This window comes from Rhizobium sp. P1_E1, from assembly GCF_056406015.1.
This window is the reverse complement of sequence record NZ_JBFUAY010000009.1, coordinates 24,971-41,465: the sequence shown is the minus strand read 5'-3', so window position 1 is coordinate 41,465 and position 16,495 is coordinate 24,971. Positions and strand designations below refer to the sequence as shown.

General features: G+C 62.9%; 12 protein-coding genes. 10 read left to right on the top strand and 2 right to left on the bottom strand.

Features of this window, described 5'->3' with window-relative positions; translation table 11 throughout:
- Positions 1–81 precede the first annotated feature (81 nt).
- The 7 genes from AC1D1Z_RS05940 (at position 82) to AC1D1Z_RS05910 (ending at position 9,179) form a co-directional block, all read left to right on the top strand.
- Entirely contained in the window at positions 82–1,038 is a 957-nt protein-coding gene (locus AC1D1Z_RS05940; protein WP_018245021.1) for a glycine--tRNA ligase subunit alpha, read from the top strand.
- 140 nt (positions 1,039–1,178) lie between these two features.
- Positions 1,179–1,730 (top strand): LemA family protein, encoded by a 552-nt coding sequence (locus AC1D1Z_RS05935; RefSeq protein WP_018245022.1) that lies wholly within the window; start codon positions 1,179–1,181, stop codon positions 1,728–1,730.
- Positions 1,731–1,838: 108 nt separating this feature from the next.
- The gene (locus AC1D1Z_RS05930) at positions 1,839–3,101 is read left to right on the top strand and encodes a 3-phosphoshikimate 1-carboxyvinyltransferase (protein WP_446947601.1); all 1,263 of its coding nucleotides are present in this window, start codon (positions 1,839–1,841) and stop codon (positions 3,099–3,101) included.
- 37 nt (positions 3,102–3,138) lie between these two features.
- Complete coding sequence (locus AC1D1Z_RS05925) at positions 3,139–5,073, top strand: DUF2207 domain-containing protein (protein WP_446947602.1); 1,935 nt, start codon at positions 3,139–3,141, stop codon at positions 5,071–5,073.
- A 65-nt stretch (positions 5,074–5,138) separates the two neighbouring features.
- The gene (gene purD, locus AC1D1Z_RS05920) at positions 5,139–6,416 is read left to right on the top strand and encodes a phosphoribosylamine--glycine ligase (RefSeq protein WP_446947603.1); all 1,278 of its coding nucleotides are present in this window, start codon (positions 5,139–5,141) and stop codon (positions 6,414–6,416) included.
- 99 nt (positions 6,417–6,515) lie between these two features.
- Positions 6,516–6,977, top strand: coding sequence for a plant virulence effector HPE1-like domain-containing protein (locus AC1D1Z_RS05915; protein WP_026188638.1), 462 nt, complete (start codon positions 6,516–6,518; stop codon positions 6,975–6,977).
- A gap of 378 nt (positions 6,978–7,355) precedes the next feature.
- Complete coding sequence (locus tag AC1D1Z_RS05910; protein WP_130751039.1) at positions 7,356–9,179, top strand: methyl-accepting chemotaxis protein; 1,824 nt, start codon at positions 7,356–7,358, stop codon at positions 9,177–9,179.
- A gap of 78 nt (positions 9,180–9,257) precedes the next feature.
- Here AC1D1Z_RS05910 and AC1D1Z_RS05905 read toward each other — a convergent pair whose 3' ends face one another.
- Both AC1D1Z_RS05905 and glyS read right to left on the bottom strand, forming a co-directional pair.
- A complete protein-coding gene (locus AC1D1Z_RS05905) occupies positions 9,258–9,746 on the bottom strand; it encodes a 2-thiouracil desulfurase family protein (RefSeq protein ID WP_130715717.1) in 489 nt (162 codons plus the stop codon).
- A 57-nt stretch (positions 9,747–9,803) separates the two neighbouring features.
- A complete protein-coding gene (gene glyS / locus AC1D1Z_RS05900; RefSeq protein ID WP_477849814.1) occupies positions 9,804–11,918 on the bottom strand; it encodes a glycine--tRNA ligase subunit beta in 2,115 nt (704 codons plus the stop codon).
- Between the two features lie 219 nt (positions 11,919–12,137).
- Between glyS and AC1D1Z_RS05895 the strand changes: the two genes are divergently transcribed.
- The 3 genes from AC1D1Z_RS05895 to AC1D1Z_RS05885 all read left to right on the top strand — a co-directional run bounded on the left by AC1D1Z_RS05895 (position 12,138) and on the right by AC1D1Z_RS05885 (position 16,490).
- The gene (locus AC1D1Z_RS05895) at positions 12,138–14,447 is read left to right on the top strand and encodes a Tex family protein (RefSeq protein ID WP_477849812.1); all 2,310 of its coding nucleotides are present in this window, start codon (positions 12,138–12,140) and stop codon (positions 14,445–14,447) included.
- Positions 14,448–14,580: 133 nt separating this feature from the next.
- On the top strand, positions 14,581–15,840 hold the full coding sequence (locus tag AC1D1Z_RS05890) for a class I SAM-dependent methyltransferase (RefSeq protein WP_446984254.1): 1,260 nt from the start codon (positions 14,581–14,583) through the stop codon (positions 15,838–15,840).
- A 68-nt stretch (positions 15,841–15,908) separates the two neighbouring features.
- Complete coding sequence (locus AC1D1Z_RS05885; protein WP_446947606.1) at positions 15,909–16,490, top strand: histidine phosphatase family protein; 582 nt, start codon at positions 15,909–15,911, stop codon at positions 16,488–16,490.
- The last annotated feature ends 5 nt before the right edge of the window (positions 16,491–16,495 follow it).

Sequence of the window (16,495 nt, the reverse complement as noted above, 5' to 3'; positions counted from 1 at the left end):
CATCGCTGCAAAAGTCTTGACCCCCGCCGCCCTCCATGGCACCTGTCGCGCCGATAATTCCCCAGCAATCGGTGCCGTTCGATGTCAGCTATTCCAGACCATATGAACCCGAAGCGCTCTTTCCAGGCGCTGATCCTGACCCTGCATAGCTATTGGGCGGACAAGGGTTGCGCGGTGCTGCAGCCCTACGACATGGAAGTCGGCGCCGGCACCTTCCACCCGGCCACCACGCTGCGCGCCCTCGGCCCCAAGCCATGGAAGGCGGCTTACGTTCAGCCGTCCCGCCGCCCGTCCGACGGCCGCTATGGCGAAAACCCGAACCGGCTGCAGCATTACTACCAATATCAGGTCATCCTGAAGCCGAACCCTGCAAATCTGCAGGAGCTTTATCTCGGCTCGCTGGCGGCGATCGGCCTCGATCCGCTGCTGCATGACATCCGTTTCGTCGAGGACGACTGGGAAAGCCCGACGCTCGGCGCCTGGGGCCTCGGCTGGGAATGCTGGTGCGACGGCATGGAAGTCTCGCAGTTCACCTATTTCCAGCAGGTCTGCGGCATCGAATGCTCGCCCGTCGCCGGCGAACTCACCTATGGTCTCGAACGCCTCGCCATGTATGTCCAGGGCGTCGACAATGTCTACGATCTGAACTTCAACGGCCGCGACGGCGACGAGAAGATCAGCTATGGCGACGTCTTCCTGCAGGCCGAGCAGGAATATTCGCGTCATAATTTCGAGTTCGCCAATACCGAGATGCTGCATCGCCATTTCGTCGATGCCGAAAAGGAATGCCGGGCGCTGCTCGATGCCGGCGCGCCGGGCGACAACGCCAACCAGCGCCTGCACAAATGCGTCTTCCCGGCCTATGACCAGTGCATCAAGGCAAGCCATGTCTTCAACCTGCTCGATGCCCGCGGCGTCATTTCGGTCACCGAGCGCCAGAGCTATATCCTGCGCGTTCGCACGCTCGCAAAGGCCTGTGGTGAAGCCTTCCTGCTGACCGATGCCGGCGGCGTCAACCTGGGCAAAGAGGCGGCGTAACGCAACAGCCTGCCAGCCGTATCGTCGATATCGACGGCTGGTCGGGCACCCCGAATCGTCGCGGATATCGGCGTTTGACGGCAGCCGGCAAACCCGCGTAGTCTCCGCGCGGACATTACTTCGCTGCGGGGGAATTCGCGATGTTTATTGCGCTTGGCGTCATCGTTCTGGTCGCGCTCTATCTCATCTTCATCTACAACGGCCTGGTTCGCGCGCGGCAGATGGCGGAAGAGGCTTGGTCGGGCATCGACGTCCAGCTCAAGCGCCGCGCCGATCTGATCCCGAACCTGATCGAGACGGTCAAGGGCTATGCCGCCCATGAAAAGTCGACGCTCGAAGAGGTGGTTGAGCTCCGCAACAAGGCGCAGGCCGTTCCATCAGGCGATGTCGCCGGCAGGGCGCAGGCGGAAGGCCTGCTCGGCCAGGCGCTCGGTCGTGTCATCGCGCTCGCCGAGGCCTATCCCGATCTCAAGGCCAACCAGAATTTTGCCGAGCTCCAGGCTTCGCTGGAAACCATGGAAGGCGAGTTGCAGATGGCGCGGCGTTACTACAACGGTGCCGCCCGCGACCTGAACGTCAAGGTCGAAAGCTTCCCGTCCAATCTCGTCGCCGGCCAGTTCGGATTTTCGAAACGGGAATATTTCGAAATCACCAACGAGGCCGATCGCGCCGTCCCCACCGTGAAATTCTGACGATCCGGCATTTTGCCTTTGCCGGAAAGCGATTAAGAGCAAGGGCAGATTTGCGGCCGGCTAGAGCATTTCGCGCTTTAAGGTCGCCCCATGGACGGAAGAAACAGCATGACACGCACAGCCAAACTCACGATCATCCCGCCTGGCAAGCCGCTTTCCGGCCGCGCCATGCCGCCGGGCTCCAAGTCGATCACCAATCGCGCCCTGCTGCTCGCCGGCCTTGCGAAGGGCACCAGCCGGCTGACCGGGGCTCTGAAGAGCGATGATACGCGGTATATGGCCGAAGCGCTGCGTGCCATGGGTGTCGCGATCGACGAGCCTGACGATACCAGCTTCGTCGTCACCGGCAGCGGCAGGCTGCTGCCGCCGAAGGCGCCGGTCTTCCTCGGCAATGCCGGCACGGCGACACGCTTCCTGACAGCGGCCGCGGCTCTGGTCGACGGCACCGTCATCGTCGATGGCGACGAACATATGCGCAAGCGCCCGATCGGCCCACTGGTCGAGGCGATGCGCACGCTCGGCATCGATGCGACCGCCGAGACCGGCTGCCCGCCGGTCACCGTCAAGGGCACCGGCCGCTTCCAGGCCGACCGCATCCGAATCGATGGCGGCCTGTCCAGCCAGTATGTCTCCGCGCTGCTGATGATGGCGGCCGGCGGCGACCGGCCGGTCGATATCGAGCTCGTCGGCGAGGACATCGGCGCGCTTGGCTATATCGATCTGACCACGGCGGCGATGAAGGCCTTCGGCGCCAAGGTCGAGAAGACCAGCCCGGTCACCTGGCGTGTCGAGCCGACCGGCTACCGCGCTGCCGATTTCATCGTCGAGCCCGATGCCTCGGCCGCGACCTATCTCTGGGCGGCCGAGGTTCTCACCGGCGGCGCGATCGATCTCGGTGTTCCCTCCGATACCTTCTCGCAGCCCGATGCGCGCGCCTATGACATCATCGCCAAATTCCCGCATCTGCCGGCAGAGATCGACGGCTCGCAGATGCAGGATGCCGTTCCGACGCTTGCCGTGCTTGCCGCCTTCAACGAGACGCCGGTTCGCTTCGTCGGCATCGCCAATCTGCGCGTCAAGGAATGCGACCGCATCCGGGCGCTCTCGACCGGCCTCAACCGCATTGTTTCAGGGCTCGCCCGCGAAGACGGCGACGATCTGATCGTGCAGTCGGATCCCGCACTTGCCGGCAAGCGTCTGCCGGCGGATATCGACAGCTTCGCCGATCATCGCATCGCCATGAGTTTTGCGCTCGCCGGGCTGAAGATCGACGGCATCACCATTCTCGATCCCGATTGCGTCGGCAAGACCTTCCCCGCCTATTGGCGGACGCTGGCGGCACTCGGCGTGACCTATCAGGACAACGATTGACGAAACGCGCAGCCGAGGCTGCCGGCGGGAGACAGGGATGGGGCGTCGGTTTTTCGGATTTTGCTTTGCACTGCTGTTGATGCTCGCCGCCCCGGCGGCCTTTGCCGCCGAGGTGATCGACAGTTTTGCCTCCGACATCGCGCTCGAAAAAAGTGGCGCGATGACGGTGACGGAAACGATCACCGTCATCGCGGAAGGCAATCAGATCAACCACGGCATCTTCCGTGATTTCCCGCTCTATTTCACCGATGCCGCGGGCCGCCGTCGCAGCGTCGATTTCGATATGGTGTCGGTCCAGCGCGATGGCGATAACGAGCCCTGGCACACCGAATCGATATCAGGCGGCATCCGCATCTATGCCGGTTCTGCCGACGTGACCGTGACGCCGGGCCGTCATCGATACGTCTTCACCTACAGGACCAATCGCCAGATCCGCTATTTCGACGATCACGACGAACTCTATTGGAACGTCACCGGCAATGGCTGGATCTTCCCGATCCGCTTGGCCACCGCGACGGTGAAGCTGCCGCCCGGCGTCGGCGCGACGGAGACGGCCTTCTTCACCGGCCCCCAAGGTGCGACGGAAAAGAATGCCCGCGTCAGCGAAACCGGCGCTGGCCTGGCCTTTTCCACCACCGCGCCGCTTGATGCCCACGAAGGCCTGACCTTCGCGATCCGCTTGCCGAAGGGTTCGATCGATCCGCCGAGCGCGGATATGGAAAGCACCTGGTGGTTGAAGGACAACCGCAATTATTTCATCGGCTTCGGCGGCCTGATCCTCGTTTTCGCCTATTACACGCGCTCCTGGCTGAAGGTCGGCCGCGATCCCGCCCGTGGCGTCGTCGTGCCGCGCTGGGACGCGCCTGATGGTATCTCGCCGGCGCTGGTCAACTATATCGACAATAAGGGCTTCTCCGGCGAGGGCTGGACGGCGCTGTCCGCCACCGCGCTCAATCTTGCCGTCCGCGGCTACGTCAAGCTCGAAGACCTGAAGAATTCGATCGTCATCCAAGGCACCGGCAAACCGCTCGGCAAGGAGAAATTCCAGGCCGGCGAAATCGAACTGCTGAAGGTTGCCGGCGGTGCCGGTTCGACGCTGACGATCGACAAGGCGAATGGCGAGCGGGTGAAATCGGTCGGCCAGGCCTTCCGCTCGGCGATCGAGAAGGAGCATCGTGGCAAATATTACAATTCCAACCTGGCTTATACCGCAGGCGGCATCGCGCTCAGCGCCGCGGCCCTGGTGATCCTGTTCGTCTTCGGTTCGCTGGCGCCCGACACCATCGCGCTGATGCTGATCCCGAGCGCCGTCTCGGTCTTCGTCGCGGTGTTCGCCGCCGGCCTCGTCAGGTCGTTGCATCGCGGCAAATCACTGTTCGGCAAGATCATCGCCATCATCGTCGCCGCCGTCGGCGTTTTCGTCGGCATCAGCATTCTGGCGACCATGGTTCTGGCGCTTGCCTCCTCGCTGGTGGAACTGCACGAAACGCCGATGCTCTTTGCCGTCGGCGGCATCGTGCTGTTGAACATCCTCTATTTCTTCATCATGGGCGCGCCGACCCCCCTCGGCGCCAAGATGATGGACGGCATAGACGGCCTGCGCCAGTATCTGACGCTTGCCGAGAAGGACCGGATGAACACGGCAGGCGCCCCGGAAATGTCGCCGCGGCATTTCGAGACGCTGCTGCCCTATGCGGTGGCGCTCGGCGTCGAAAAGCCCTGGTCGCGCACTTTCGAAACCTGGCTTGCGGCGGCCGCTGCCGGCGCGGCTGCTGCCTATGCGCCCACCTGGTATTCCGGCAATTTCAACAGCGGCAGCTTTTCCGATCGCATCGGCGGCTTTTCCTCGTCCATGGCCTCGACCATCGCGTCGACGATTCCCGCGCCGCCGCCATCGAGTTCCTCCTCCGGTTTTTCCGGCGGCGGCTCGTCGGGAGGCGGCGGCGGAGGCGGTGGAGGCGGGGGCTGGTAAGCTTTCCCGCTTGACCTTTTAGCCCTTGGCCCTTAACCGCCAGACAGAAAAGGAAAGGGTCGCGCATGAAGGTTCTGTTGATCGGATCGGGCGGACGCGAGCATGCGCTCGCCTGGAAGTTGGCGCAATCGCCGTTGATGACGGAATTCTACGCCGCACCCGGCAATCCCGGCATTGCCGAACACGCCGTCCTCGTGCCGGTTGACATCGAGGATCACGAAGCGGTCGCGGCCTTCTGCAAGGACAAGGCGATCGATTTCGTCGTTGTCGGCCCGGAGGCGCCGCTGGTTGCCGGCCTCGCCGACCGGTTGCGCGCCGATGGCCTTGTGGTTTTCGGTCCCTCAGCTGCCGCAGCCCAGCTCGAGGGCTCCAAAGGCTTCACCAAGGATATCTGCGCCCGCTACGGCATTCCGACAGGCGCCTACCAGCGTTTCAACAATGGACCGAAGGCCAAAGCCTATATCCGCGCAGAGGGCGCGCCGATCGTCGTCAAGGCCGATGGTCTTGCCGCCGGCAAGGGCGTGACGGTTGCGATGACGCTGGACGAGGCGCTGGCGGCGGTCGACGACTGTTTCGAGGGCGCCTTTGGCGCTGCCGGCGCCGAAGTCGTCGTCGAAGCCTATCTCGATGGCGAGGAAGCGAGCTTCTTCTGCCTCTGCGATGGCAAACATGCGCTGCCGCTTGCAACCGCCCAGGATCACAAGCGGGTGGGCGAGGGCGATACCGGCGTCAATACCGGCGGCATGGGCGCCTATTCGCCGGCGCCTGTCATGACCGCCGAAATGGTTGAGCGGACCATGAAGGAGATCATCGAGCCGACGATGCGTGGCATGGCCGAGAGCGGTCATCCCTTCTCCGGCGTCTTTTTCGCCGGGCTGATGATCACCAAGAAGGGGCCGGAGCTGATCGAATACAATGTCCGCTTCGGCGATCCCGAATGCCAGGTGATGATGATGCGGTTGAAGAGCGATCTCCTGCCGCTGCTGCTCGCCACCGCCAATGGCACGCTCGATCAGGTCAAGGCCGAATGGAACGACGATCCGGCACTGACGGTGGTCATGGCCTCCAAGGGTTATCCCGGCGCCTACGAGAAGAACACGCCGATTCTTTCCGTGCCTGACGCAGGCGAGGGCGAGAAGGTGTTTCATGCCGGCACGGGTCTGAAAGACGGTGCACTGGTTGCGACCGGCGGCCGCGTGCTGAACGTCACCGCGTCAGGCGGCACGGTCGCCGAGGCCAAGAACCGCGCCTACGCGCTGCTCGACAGGGTGAGATGGGAAAACGGCTTCTGCCGGCGCGACATCGGCTGGCGGGCGATCGAACGCGAAACGGGCTCGGAGTGAGTATAAACCGGCCCGTTCTTTAAATTTTTACCCTTTCCCCTGACGGGATGGAAACAAAGCTGCGCTATACCGCTCCCAAGATGAGACGGAGTGGCATTGATGCGTCAGATTTTCCTCGGTGCGGCAATCCTGCTGATGGCAGGCCCTGTGATGGCGTCCTCGATAGAAGTGGTCGGCAAGATTGCGCCGCGCGCTGAAGGCAGCATCGTCACCGAAAGCTGTGCCGATTGCCCGCCGCTCCAGGCCGAACTGACCAAGAAAGACTATACGGTGCCGGAGCTGAAGCCCGGCGCTTTCCAGGCAAGTGAAGTCCGCGACGTCGGCGGCGAAAAGAAGGTCTATCGCACCGAAGGCTGGATGGGCGGCTCGCCCGTCGTCTTCGTCAGCAAGGCGACGCCTGAATCCATGATTGCGGCCGCGCCGCCAGCGGCGCCGGTAGACGGCATCGACATGAATGCAACCACCGCGGCCGTCATTGGCGGCGACGCCAGGCCCGTTGCGGCAGGTATGGCGGAACAACCAGCAGCGATTAACGTTTCCGAGTTTAAGCTGCGTTTCTAAAAAAGTTCCCTGCCCCTACCTGATCAAGGTTTCGATCGCTTGGGGTTCCACCACCGGTGGACGAATGCACCCTCGATGAGCAGCGGGGGTGCATTCCTGTTTTGATGCGCCGGGCAAGCTGAGAGTTCGACATGATATTAGGCCGGCGGATGAAAATCCGGCGGTGTGCCTTGTAACTCTACCCCTTGATTTTGAGGGAAGTTCGCATCGCATTCAATAAAGTTAAAGCTTTTTTATAGGGTGGGCATCAATTGTTACTTACCCGGTCGCAGCATGTTTATTTTAGCAGCGGTAGACGCGTCGTCTTGTTTGGCGCGCTCGCACAGGCGGTAGAAAACCGCACCGGAATGCAGCTATCCATTCCCGTTGCGAGGCGTCATGAAAAATTTGAAGATATCGAAGCAGCTCATATTGCTGGTCGTCGGCCTGATGATCGCCTTTGCGATCGCCACCTCCCTGCAGATCCGATCCTCGGTCGATGCGATCTACAAGGAGCGTTATGACATGCTCCGCGCCGAGGTTCAGTCGGCGGTCTCGGTTCTCAAGCTTTACCAGGCCAAGGTAACCGCGGGCGAAATGACGCTCGAGGATGCCCAGAAGCAGGCCTACGCCACCGTCAACGGGATGAAATACGATCCGGACGGCTATTTCTTCGGTTATAGCTACGACGTCCAGATGGTATTCCACTACGACGCCTCGAAAGTCGGGCAGATCAACAAGGGCCAGCCGGACAGCAAAGGCAAGCTCTATCGCGATGAGCTGGTCAAGCTCGGGCAGCAGGGCGGCGGTCTCGTCGAATATTATTCCACGGTCAAACCTGGCCAGCCGGCCGGCGATTACCGCAAGACGGCCTATGGCCAAGCCTTCGATCCCTGGAAGGTCGTCGTCGTCACCGGCGTCTACATGGACGATCTCGATGCTCAGATAAACAGCACGATCCTCACCGCGCTCTCCGGCAGCATCGTTCTGTTCTTCCTTGCCATGACGGCCGCCTACATCGTCATCCGCGGCATATCGGGACCTCTCAACAACGTCCATGCCGCCCTGAAGGCTGTCGCCGAAGAGGATGTTTCGATCGCCATCCCGCACACCGGCATGAATAACGAAGTCGGCATGATGGCGAAGGCGACGCAGTCACTGCAGGAAAAGATCAGGGAACGTCATGCGATGTCCGATCGCGAGGCGGCCCAGCAGCTGGCACTGGAAAACGAGCGCGAAACCAATCTGCGCCAGCAGCAGGATGAAGCCACGCTCCAGGCGCGGGTGGTGACGACGATCGGCCAGGCGCTGGAAATGATCGCCCGCGGCGATCTCACCGTCCGCTGCGCCGATCTCGGCCAGAAATACGCCGCCCTTCGCGACAACTTCAACGATGCGCTGTCGCATCTCGAAGCCGCCATGGCCAAGGTCAGCGCCAAGGGCACCGACATCGGCACCAGCAAGGAAGAGATCCGCCGCGCTTCCAACGAGCTGTCGCAGCGCACCGAGCGTCAGGCCGCCAGCCTCGAGGAAACCTCGGCCGCGCTCGATGAACTCACCGTCGCCGTCCGCCAGACAGCCGATGGTGCGCATGAGGCCAGCAAGCGTGTCCACGCGGTCAGCACCGAAGCCACCCACAGCGATGCGATCGTCACCCAGGCGATCGAAGCGATGAGCGGCATCGAGAAGTCGTCGTCGGAAATTACCAAGATCATCGGCGTCATCGACGAGATCGCCTTCCAGACCAATCTGCTGGCGCTGAATGCCGGCGTCGAGGCGGCCCGCGCCGGCGAATCCGGCAAGGGTTTTGCGGTCGTTGCCCAGGAAGTCCGCGAACTTGCCCAGCGTTCCGCCGCGGCCGCCAAGGAGATCAAGGATCAGATCGCCCGCTCCTCCAGCCAGGTCGATCACGGCGTCCGTCTGGTCGGCGAGGCAGGCGAGGCACTGAAGCGCATCTCCGATCAGATCAAGGCCGCCAACGAGATCGTCGCCAAGATCGCCCATAGCGCCTCAGAACAGGATACGACGCTGCGCTCGATCTCCTCGTCGATGAACCAGCTCGACGCCGCCACCCAGCAGAACGCCGCCATGGCCGAGGAGACCACGGCATCGGCCGAAACGCTGGCCAGCGATACTGACGAGTTGATCGACCTCATCCGCGGCTTCCGGGTCAGTGGCGAAAGCGCCGCTCCGGCCATGCATCAAGGTCGCCGCGCCGCTTAAACGGCGCGGGGACAAAAGCGTTTTTATCACCAAATTTTTAGCGGCCGTCGGTTCTCCGGCGGCCGTGCCTTTTGAGGCTCATTGCGCGATACGGTCGATCAGTTCCTCGATCTGGTGATCGGAAAACACCTCGACGCCATCAGCTTTCAGCGCCGCCGCCGTCACGCCGTGGCCGGCCTGCTTGCGGCCGGAAAAGGTGCCGTCATAAATGAAAGCCGAACCGCAGGACGGGCTGCCGTCGATGAGCAGCGCATAGCGGCAGCCTGCCTGTCGTGCGAGCGCCACGGCATTTTCCGCCGCCCGCAGGAATTCTTCCGTCACGTCGGCGCCCGTCAGCTCGACAACCCGCGCCGTGCCGGCCAGCACCTCTTCGCCGGTTGCGGCATTTGCGATCTCGGCCGGCGGCCGCGGCACCTTCATGCCTGCCGACATCTCCGGACAGATCGTCACCAGCCGGCCTTCGGCCTGCCATGTCTCGATCACAGGATGAAGCAACGGCTTCGCCCGGCCGTCATAGCGGACGGCCTGGCCCATAAGACAGGCGCTGACAAGAATCTTGCTCTGCATGTCTCTTGAATAACGCCACGACGGCGGCAATGCCAGACCGCCGATGGCGGCCGAATATCACCCCGAGATCTTCGAGAAATCCGCAACCGTTCCCGTCGCTTCGCGGATCAGCCGCAGCAGGGCGAGACGGTTGGCACGGATGGCGGCGTCCTCGTCGTTGACGAGCACGTCTTCGAAGAAGCGGTCGACCGGGCCGCGCAGCTTGGAAAGCGCTTCCATTGCCGAGCGGAAGTCTTCCCTGGCGACCGCGTCCGAGGCATCCTTCGAGGCGCTGGAGATTGCGGCGAACAGTTCCTTCTCAGCATCGAGCTTCAGAAGCGCTTCCGAAACGCCATCGGCGATCACGGTGCCCTTCTTTTCCTCGGCAGCGAGCAGCTGCGTCGCGCGCTTGGTGCCGGCGAGCAGGTTCTTGCCGTCCTCCGAGGTGATGAAGGCCGTCAGCGCTTCGACGCGGCGCGCCACCATCAACAGGTCGTCGGCATCTGAAGTCAGCACGGCGTCGATGAGATCGTGGCGGGCGCCCTGGTCGCGCAGATAGACCTTGAGACGGTCGTGGAAGAAGGAGAGCAGGTCGCCATCCCTTGTCGTTGCCAACAGCGGCAGGCGGATCTTTCGCTCGAGCAGGATCCTGACGACACCGAGTGCTGCCCGCCGCAGCGCAAACGGATCCTTCGATCCCGTCGGCTTTTCATCGATCGCCCAGAAGCCGATCAGCGTATCGAGCTTGTCGGCAAGGGCGATCGTGATCGCCACTCTGTCCTCCGGCACGCGGTCCGACGGACCCTGCGGCTTGTAGTGGTCCTCGATCGCGGCGGCAACGGAGGCATCCTCGCCCTGCAGCGCCGCATATTTGCGGCCCATCAATCCCTGCAGTTCCGGGAATTCGCCGACGGCTTCGGTGCGCAGATCGGCCTTGGCAAGCACGGCGGCGCGATCGACCAGAGCCGCGTCGGCACCGGTGATCTTTGCCAGCTCCTTGGCCAGCGCCTGGATGCGGGCGACGCGCGCGCCCTGTGTGCCGAGCTTGGCATGGAAGGTCACGTCAAGCGCATCGAGCTTGGCCATGCGCTGGTCGAGCGGCTTCTTGATGTCGAGGCCGAACTTTGCCGCCGACGCGGTCAGCGTCTCGAGATCCGGCAGATTGCCCTGGTCGCGTTTCCAGAAATGCAGCGCATCCGAAAGCCGGGCCCGCACCACCTTGCCGTTGCCGTGGACGATTTCCTTGCCGCCGTCGCTTGCTTGGATGTTGGAGACGAGGATGAACTTGTTCGAAAGCGTCTCTTCACCCTGTTTGCGGGTGACAAAACACTTCTGGTTGGTCTTGATCGTCAACCGGATGATCTCGGAGGGGATCGAGAGATAATCCTCCTCGAAACTGCCCATCAGCACCTGCGGCCATTCGACGAGGCCGGAGACTTCCTCCAGCAGGCCTTCGTCTTCCACCAGCTCCAGCCCGTTGGCAAAGGCGATGTCGCGGGCGTCGTGCAGGATGATGTCCTTGCGCCGCTCGGCGTCGAGGATGACCTTCGCCTTTTCCAGGTTCGCCGCATAATCGTCGAAGCGCCTCACGGTGATCGCCTCGGGCGCATGGAAGCGATGGCCGTAGGTGGTGTTGGAAGCGGTGATGCCGTCGATCTCGAAGGGGATGACGGTGGTCTCTTCATGCTCCGGGCCGAAGGTGCAGACGATCGACTGCAGCGGCCGCACCCAGCGCAGCGCACCGGGCTTCGACGAGGCCTTGCCCCAGCGCATCGATTTCGGCCAGGGAAAATCGCGGATGATGCCGGGCATGACATCGGTGACGATCTCTTCCGTCGCGCGGCCGGGCTTGGAGATGACCGCGACGTAGAAATCGCCCTTCTTCGGATCGCTCACCACCTGCGCCTCGGAGACCGACGAAAGGCCGGCGCCGCGCAGAAAACCCTCGATCGCCTTCTCGTTGGCGTCGGTGCGCGGCCCCTTGCGTTCCTCGCGCACATCGGCGGAGCGGGCCGTCAGGCCGTGAATGTCGAGCGCAAGCCGCCGCGGCGTCCAGTATTCGCGCGCCCCCTCGTAGGACAGACCCGCTTCGACAAGCGCATCGGTGACGAGCTTCTTGAGGTCGCCGGCAGCCTTGCGCTGCATGCGGGCCGGAATCTCTTCGGAGCGGAGTTCGAGAAGAAGGTTTGGCATGTCGAATTTCCTTGCCTCCCGCGACAGGGGAGGGATGGCATGGGCGCCGGGTCAAAACGTTGCTTCTGCTAGCAAAGAATGGCGCATCTGCACAACCGCAAAATCGCCGCCTTTCCGGCATGCTTATCCTGTGGATCGGCGCTTAGCCGTAAACTCCAACATTGCCTTGCCGCTTTTCGCCGCTATGGTCCCGCCACCTCTGACGAAACAGGAAATCCCATGGCCGCAGACCTCCGTTTTCTCGCAGCCCGCATCTCCGCCGAAATCAACGCCCGGCCCGAACAGGCCAAAGCCGCCATCGAGTTGCTCGACGAGGGTGCCACCGTGCCCTTCATCGCCCGCTACCGCAAGGAAGTGACGGGCGGGCTTGATGATACGCAGCTGCGCAATCTCGCCGAGCGGCTGGTCTATCTGCGCGAGCTCGAAGCCCGGCGCGACGCGATCGTCGAATCGATCACCGGCCAGGGCAAGATGACCGACGAGCTGATGACCAAGGTCACTGGGGCCGAAACCAAGGCCGAGCTCGAGGATCTCTATCTGCCCTATAAGCCGAAGCGCCGCACGCGGGCCGAAATCGCCCGTGAACGCGGCCTCGGCCCGCTCGCCGAGACGATCCTCGCCGACCGTGCCAAAGAACCGGCGGTCTTGGCCGAAGGCTTCGTCACAGCTGATGTGCCCGATGTGAAGACGGCGCTCGAAGGCGCGCGCGATATCATCGCCGAAGGCATTGCCGAAAATGCCGACCTGCTCGGCAGATTGCGCGCCCATATGCGCCAAGCCTCGTTGCTGAAGGCGAAAGTCGTCGACGGCAAGCAGGCGACCGGCGAGAAGTTTTCCGACTATTTCGACCATTCCGAACGCTGGGCGACCGCGCCGGGCCACCGCGCGCTCGCCATGTTGCGCGGCTGGAACGAGGAGGTGCTGACGCTGACGATCGAGGCCGACGCCGAGACGACCTCTCCGAACAAGCCGGTCGAACGCATGATCGTGGCGGCCTACGAGATCGGTACGAGCCGTCCCGGCGACCGCTGGCTGATGGAGGTCGCAAGCTGGACCTGGCGCGTCAAGCTTTCCATGTCGCTCTCGCTCGATCTGATGCGGGAACTGCGCGAAAGGGCCGAGGAAGAGGCGATCCATGTCTTCGCCCGCAATCTCAAGGACCTGCTTTTGGCAGCGCCCGCCGGCTCGCGCGCGACGATGGGCCTCGATCCCGGCATCCGCACCGGCGTCAAGGTCGCCGTCGTCGACGGCACCGGCAAGGTGGTGGCGACATCGACCGTCTATCCCTTCCAGCCGAGGAACGACGTGCGTGGCGCCCAGGTCGAGCTCGCATCGCTGATCCGCAAGCATAATGTCGAGCTGATCTCGATCGGCAATGGCACCGGCAGCCGCGAAACCGAAAAGCTGGTGGCCGACATGCTGGCCGAGTTGCCGGCGCCGAAGCCGACCAAGGTCATCGTGTCGGAAGCCGGCGCCTCGGTCTATTCCGCCTCGGCAACCGCAGCGGCAGAATTTCCCGATCTCGACGTGTCGCTGCGCGGCGCCGTCTCCATCGCGCGGCGCCTGCAGGATCCGCTGGCCGAACTCGTCAAGATCGAGCCGAAGTCGATCGGCGTCGGCCAGTATCAGCACGACGTCGACCAGCAGAAGCTGTCGCGTTCGCTCGATGCGGTGGTGGAAGACGCGGTGAATGCCGTCGGTGTCGATCTCAACACCGCGTCTGCGCCGCTGCTGTCGCGCGTCTCCGGCCTCGGCCCGTCGATCGCCGACGCCATCGTCCGCCACCGCGACAGCGAAGGCCGTTTCGAGACGCGAAAGGATCTCCTGAAGGTCGCCCGCCTCGGCGGCCGCACCTTCGAGCAATGCGCCGGCTTCCTGCGCATTCCCAACGGCAAGGAGCCGCTCGATTCCTCCTCGGTGCACCCGGAGGCCTACGGTGTCGCCAAGAAGATCGTCGCCGCCTGTGGCCGCGATCTACGCGCGCTGATGGGCGATAGCGCGGTGTTGAAATCGGTTGATCCGCGCCAGTTCATCGACGAGAAATTCGGTCTGCCGACGGTCAAAGACATCATCGCGGAGCTGGAAAAGCCCGGCCGCGACCCGCGTCCGAGCTTCAAGACCGCGACCTTCGCCGAGGGCGTCAACGAAATTTCCGACCTCCAGCCCGGCATGGTGCTGGAAGGCACGGTCACCAATGTCGCCGCCTTCGGCGCCTTCGTCGATATCGGCGTGCACCAGGATGGTCTGGTGCATGTGTCCCAGCTTGCCGACCGCTTCGTCAAGGACCCCCACGAGGTCGTCAAGGCGGGTGATGTCGTCAAGGTGCGGGTTGTCGAAGTCGATGCCAAGCGCAAGCGCATCGGTCTTTCCATGCGACGCGATGACGGCTCATCAGCGCCGCCGCCGCGTGGTGATTCTCGCCCAAGCCAAGGGTCGCGGCCGCAGAACGAGCGCCGGCCCGCGGCTCAGAAACCGGAGAGCCAGGGCGCATTCGGCGCGGCACTTGCCGAAGCCATGAAGCGAAAATAAGGGTTTAACCGGCATTTCGGCAAAAATGCAACAGTTTGGCAGCGTTCTGAACGGAGTGCTAAATCCGGCGCTTGTAAGGCGAAAGAGAGCTACTAAGTTGATGTGACCATCCTGTCACATTTGCGAGGCGTGCATGGCGTCGGCATTCTTATCGATCGTCCAGCAAATCGTCCGCAAGGGTTCATTGAAACTTACCCTTGCCAATGGCGAAACCCATACTATCGGCGACGGCACGGGTGAAACCGTTGTCGCCCGCCTTGCCGATCAGGAGGCCGAGGACGCCATCCGGCGCGACCCGACCATGAAGCTCGGCGAAATGTATATGCAGGGCCGGTTCATTCTCGAACAGGGCAACATTTACGATTTCCTGTCGCTGGTGAAACAGAACACCACCAACGAAATCTTCGATTTCAAGATGGCGGCTCTGCTCCTCGGCCGCATTGCCTGGCAGCAGGTGAAGAGCCGCGTGCCGGTCAATCGCAACAAGCACAATGTCGCCCATCATTACGACCTGTCGGCCAAGCTCTTCGATCTTTTCCTCGACGAGGACTGGCAATATTCCTGCGCCTATTTCGAGCCGCCGGGCATTGGTCTCGACGAGGCGCAGCTCGCCAAGAAGCGCCATATCGCTGCCAAGCTTCTGCTCGAGCCGAACCAGCGCATCTTGGAGATCGGCTCCGGCTGGGGCGGCATGGGCATGTATCTGACGGAAGCGACCGACGGTGCCGATTTCACCGGCATCACGCTGAGCGAGGAACAGCTCAAGGTCTCGCGTTTGCGCGCCGAAAAGCGCGGCCTTGCCGACCGTGTGCGATTCGAGCTGCAGGACTACCGCACCATGACGGGCCGGAAGTTCGACCGCATCGTCTCGGTCGGCATGTTCGAACATGTCGGTATCGGCAATTACGGCAATTTCTTCCGCAAGGTATCGGATCTGCTCGATGACAACGGCGTCATGGTGCTGCATTCGATTGGCCGTCCGAAGCCAAGCTTCGGCACCAATGCCTTCATCGAGAAGTACATCTTCCCCGGCGGCTACATCCCCTCCGTCGGCGAGGTCGTGCCGCCGCTCGAAAAAGCCGGGCTGCTGGTCAAGGATATCGAAATCCTGCCGATGCATTATGCCTATACGCTGCGCCATTGGCGCGAGCGTTTCGTGGCGCGCAAGGCCGAAGCGGTGGCGCTCTACGACGAGCAGTTCTTCCGCATGTGGGAATTCTATCTGGCGGGTTCCGAGATGGGCTTCCGCTGGGACGAGCTCTTCATCCTGCAGATCCAGGTCGCCAAGAACCAGTTTGCCGTTCCCGACAATCGCAATTACATCGCTCGCAACGAAGCCAAGCTGAAGGAGTTCGAGGCGAGGCGCGCACCGTTGGAAAAGGTGACGTTCTGATCCCCGCGGAAGGGCCGCTTCCGCTGGCGGTTTTGCCGAGGGACCGCTTCCAATGAAAGGACGTGCCGATGAGCAGTGCGTTTCCCGAGATCTACCTGGTCCGCCACGGTGAAACCGAATGGAGCCTGTCCGGGCGCCATACCGGACGCAGCGATATTCCCCTGACGGCGAACGGCGAGGAGGCCGCCCGCAAACTCGCCGACCGGCTGGCGGGCCCTACCTTCTCCGCCGTCTGGTCGAGCCCGTCCGCGCGGGCCCGCAAGACCTGCACGCTCGCCGGATTCGGATCGGGCGCGGTGATCAAGGACGATCTCGCCGAATGGGACTACGGCGCTTATGAAGGTATCACCACCAAGGCGATCCTTGCCGACCGCCCCGGCTGGCAGCTCTTTCGCGACGGCTGCCCGAATGGCGAGTTCGCCGCCGATGTCGGTGCCCGCGCAGACGGCGTCATCCATGCGCTTCGCGAAACGGCCGGCACCATTTTGATCTTTTCGAGCTCGCATTTCCTGCGCGTCCTCGCCGCCCGCTGGCTCGGCCTGCCGCCGGAAGATGGCTCCCGTTTCGTGCTCGATACGGCCAGCATCAGCGTGCTCGGCTACGAACACGATCTCACCGAACCGGTCATCCGCCGCTGGAACCAGCGTTAGCTACA